This is a genomic window from Moorena producens 3L, assembly GCF_000211815.1.
Classification (GTDB): domain Bacteria; phylum Cyanobacteriota; class Cyanobacteriia; order Cyanobacteriales; family Coleofasciculaceae; genus Moorena; species Moorena producens.
Genome location: NZ_GL890871.1, coordinates 1 through 2,893 on the forward strand (window position 1 = coordinate 1; position 2,893 = coordinate 2,893).

At 44.6% G+C, this 2,893-nt stretch carries 3 protein-coding genes; 1 reads left to right on the top strand and 2 read right to left on the bottom strand.

Translation table 11 applies throughout. From position 1 onward, the window contains the following. Positions 1-61: 61 nt before the first annotated feature. Both thiS and LYNGBM3L_RS11745 read right to left on the bottom strand, forming a co-directional pair. Positions 62-283: a sulfur carrier protein ThiS gene (gene thiS / locus LYNGBM3L_RS11740; RefSeq protein WP_044492807.1), complete on the bottom strand. Its 222-nt coding sequence runs from the start codon at positions 281-283 to the stop codon at positions 62-64. A gap of 89 nt (positions 284-372) precedes the next feature. Further along, complete coding sequence (locus LYNGBM3L_RS11745; protein ID WP_008182935.1) at positions 373-1,455, bottom strand: thiamine phosphate synthase; 1,083 nt, start codon at positions 1,453-1,455, stop codon at positions 373-375. Positions 1,456-1,660: 205 nt separating this feature from the next. On the opposite strand from LYNGBM3L_RS11745, the gene LYNGBM3L_RS11750 reads away from it, so the two are divergent. After that, positions 1,661-2,893 (top strand): DUF1565 domain-containing protein (locus LYNGBM3L_RS11750; RefSeq protein ID WP_048815224.1); only part of this gene is annotated, 1,233 nt, incomplete at its 3' end.

Below are 2,893 nucleotides of genomic sequence, written 5' to 3' on the forward strand. Positions count from 1 at the left end.
TCCGATTGGAAACCCATCATCAAGAAGATTGATGGGGAGATTTTACAATGGCTCCGAGAAGTCAACCACCGCCAACAATCGTGACAATTTCGAGCTGGTCTCCCTCCTGCATTTGAGTCTGGTTCCAAAACTGCCGATGGAGAATTTCACCATTATATTCTACTGCCACCAGGCGCGGATTTAAGCCTAGCTGTTCTAATAGCTGGGGTAGTTTAGTGTCACAAGAGCAGGTACGGGATTCACCATTAACTTCAAGGGTAATTTGAGTTGTGTTGTTAGACATCATCAGCTAATATTCACCACCAAGCTATTAAAAATTAGTAACCATTACTTATTACCTAACATGTCTAACTATTATCAAGTTTTCTGACATTAGGGTTTAGAAACCCCAGCTTCAAGAGATCGAAGAGTGTGCTCTCGTTTGAGCTGGGACAGGAAATATTGAGTCACTAGAGTTGGTTGTTCCGCCTCCATGATCCCCCGGACAACTGCCACTCGTTGAGCTCCGGCATCCAAGACATAGTTTAAATTGTTTGGATCAATTCCCCCAATTGCAAACCATGGAATTGTAGCATGCTCTTTAGCATACTTGACATAATCCAAACCAGCTGCTGGCTTACTCGGTTTAGTAGGGGTTTCATAGACCGGTCCAACACCAATATAATCTGCTCCTTCAGCAATTGCCCGGTGTAGTTCATCAGGGTTAGTAGTCGAGCAACCAATGATACGCTGGGAGCCGAGTAGCTGCCGTGCTAAGGAAATTGGTACATCTTGTTGTCCGATATGAACTCCATCAGCCTCCACTGCTAGAGCTAAATCTACCCGGTCATTCATAATAAACAAAGCACCGTAGTGATGGCACAGCTGGCACAGTTTCTGAGCATCGGCAAGTCTGTCCCCATCATCTGCTTGTTTTTCCCGGTACTGTACTAAGGTTAGTCCACCTTGGAGGGCAGCCTCTACTTTGGCAAACCACTGGTCTGACAAGGATGTAATCAAGTAGAGATGCGATCGCTCCAGCAACTGATGACGCTGATATCCCAGTAAATGGCTTTCCAGGCTGTAAACCCGATAGCGCATCTGCTTAAAGGCTATACCCATCTGAGCATCGTATAGTTTACCATATTCTTCCAACACCCGTAGTGCTTCTTGAACCCGACACAAATTAGCCTGTAAAAGCTGCTGAATGCTCGAACGTCGTTCTTCCTGGGGATGAGTTAGTCCAGTCCCTGGATCCCCTGAGGTATCTCGGAAGATCCTGATTTCTGAGCTGTGCCAACGGGCTAATTCCTGGCGCATTTCCTTGCACTCCCCAGCCATCTGGGCGCTGTTGAGACCAAAGCGGCACCACTCCTCAATAATTCGCAAGCCTTCTCTAGCTCGGTCTAAATTTGCATCCAAAATTCGGCAGATCGCCGATTTTTGACCCATAATGCCGCTGTGTTGGTCATCCATTACTAACTACTCCATTATTCTCTATCCTAACAGTGGATGGAAAGCTTGTTTATCCGGTCAGTAACATTTAGCAACGGACACATTTCAAGTGATAAATGATTACAAATAGATTACAAATATCCTAGTTTATGGATACGATCAAGCTTGACATTCAACTCAACTCTTATGTCAAATTCCATGAACATTGGACCAAAGGAGAACAGCCATGAGTTTGATCAGAATTCACACCATAGAATTAACTATTTCCAATCCCGTAGCGTGGCCGAAGGCCAATCATTCCCACTGCCATCACCAACATCAGCCTAGAGGCTTTGATCTTGGGTTACCAGTGACAACGATTTTGCTGGGATTAACCTTTAGCATCTTCAGCCAAGCTATCCCTTCAACAATGGTGCCACTAGGATTAGGAGGAACCACGGCTTTAGCCCAATCAACTCAGGATGATCGGGCAAGAAACCTGGATCTTACCATAGAAAGAAAATTTTTGTTTGTAAACCCAGTTACCGGAAACGACAGTAGTGGTGATGGCACCCAGGATTCACCGTTGAAAACTATCACTCAGGCGCTACAAGCTGCCCAGGCCAATACTGTGATTGTACTCTCTAGCGGTATCTACAGCAGTGACATGGGTGAAACCTTCCCCCTACTTCTGAAACCCGGTATCAAGCTACAGGGCAACCCCCGCACTAGAGGTCACGATGTGGTGATTCGCGGCGGTGGTACCTTTGTTAGTGCCACGGCTGCTAGTCACGATGTCCTAATCGTAGGTGCTGACCAAACGATTATTTCTGGCGTGACCCTTAACAATACTAATCCAGAAGGTTATGGTTTGTGGCTGGAAGTCGGTTCGGTTTTAGTGGAAGACAATACCTTAACTGGGAATACCAAAAGTGGGATTGCTGTGGAGGGAAATAGTACACCAACAATTCGCAGTAACTACTTCTACAACAATAAAGGCAATGGGCTCAGTATTTACGGAACCTCAAACACTCAAGTGGATGACAATGTATTTGAAAATAATGACTTAGGAATTCTGATTGCCGAAAACGTTGCACCCCATATCGTTAATAATCGCATCACTGGCAATAAAAATGGGGTAGTGGTTGAAACCAATGCTCAACCATTTTTCCAGAATAACCTCATTGAAAATTCCCAACTGGATGGATTAGTCCTCAAGGTCGGAGCTAATCCGGATTGGGGAAATTCACCAGAATCAACAAACAATACATTAAACAATAAATTAAACAATACATTTCGAGGCAATGGGCGGTTTGACATTAACAATCAGGAGTCTGAGCCTACTGTGATTGCTTTTGGTAATCAGCTAGGGCAGGAAACTAAAAGTGAGGTTAATTCAGTAAAAACTGAAAACGATATCATTCAAAAGTCGGAGGTTGAAACACCAGCTTTTAGTAAACCAGCTGTTAGTAAACCAGCC